Raw genomic sequence first — 1,208 nt, 5'->3', positions numbered from 1 at the left:
AATCCATAGCTTCGGTAATATACTTATGCCCGATTATTATCCATGCTCGTCCGCTCGACTAGTGAGCTGTTACGCACTCTTTAAATGAATGGCTGCTTCCAAGCCAACATCCTAGCTGTCTGGGCAGACAAACCTCGTTCTTTCAACTTAGTATATATTTGGGGACCTTAGCTGATGGTCTGGGTTCTTTCCCTCTCGGACTTGGACCTTAGCACCCAAGCCCTCACTGTTATGAAACATTATATAGCATTCGGAGTTTGTCAGGAATTGGTAGGCGGTGAAGCCCCCGCATCCAATCAGTAGCTCTACCTCTATATAACTTTACGCATAACGCTGCACCTAAATGCATTTCGGGGAGTACGAGCTATTTCCGAGTTTGATTGGCCTTTCACCCCTACCCACAGGTCATCCGAAGACTTTTCAACGTCAACCGGTTCGGACCTCCACTATGTGTTACCACAGCTTCATCCTGCCCATGGGTAGATCACACGGTTTCGCGTCTAACACTACTGACTAAAGCGCCCTATTCAGACTCGCTTTCGCTACGGATCCGTGGCTTAACCACTTATCCTTGCCAGCAACGTTAACTCGTAGGCTCATTATGCAAAAGGCACGCCGTCACCCCACGAAAGGGCTCCGACCGCTTGTAAGCGTATGGTTTCAGGATCTATTTCACTCCGTTATTCACGGTTCTTTTCACCTTTCCCTCACGGTACTGGTTCACTATCGGTCTCTCAGGAGTATTTAGCCTTAGCGGATGGTCCCGCCAAATTCAGACAGGATTTCTCGTGTCCCGCCCTACTCAGGATACCACTATCGTTATCTTCTATTACTTATACAGGGCTATCACCTTCTTTGGCCCTACTTTCCAGTAGATTCTAATTCTATCCGCAACAAATAACGTGGTCCTACAACCCCAATATTGCCGTAACAACATTGGTTTGGGCTAATCCGCGTTCGCTCGCCACTACTTACGGAATCACTTTTGTTTTCTTCTCCTCCGCCTACTTAGATGTTTCAGTTCAGCGGGTTTGCCCACCTATCGGTGTACTATGTCTTCAACATAGTGGGTTGCCCCATTCGGGTATCTACGGATCATATCGTGTGTGCCAATCCCCGTAGCTTTTCGCAGCTTATCACGCCCTTCATCGCCTCTGAGAGCCAAGGCATCCCCCATACGCCCTTATTTTGCTTATTGTACCAACACA

General features: G+C 48.0%; 1 rRNA gene. It reads right to left on the bottom strand.

The annotated features are described in order from the left end of the window. Positions 1–1,197, bottom strand: a 23S ribosomal RNA gene (locus BMZ76_RS15660); the annotation flags it as partial. Between the last annotated feature and the right edge of the window lie 11 nt (positions 1,198–1,208).

Origin of the sequence: Flavobacterium xueshanense, assembly GCF_900112975.1 — a bacterium.
Lineage (GTDB): Bacteria > Bacteroidota > Bacteroidia > Flavobacteriales > Flavobacteriaceae > Flavobacterium > Flavobacterium xueshanense.
Note: the sequence above shows the minus strand (reverse complement) of the source record. Positions and strands in the feature narration are given on the sequence as shown.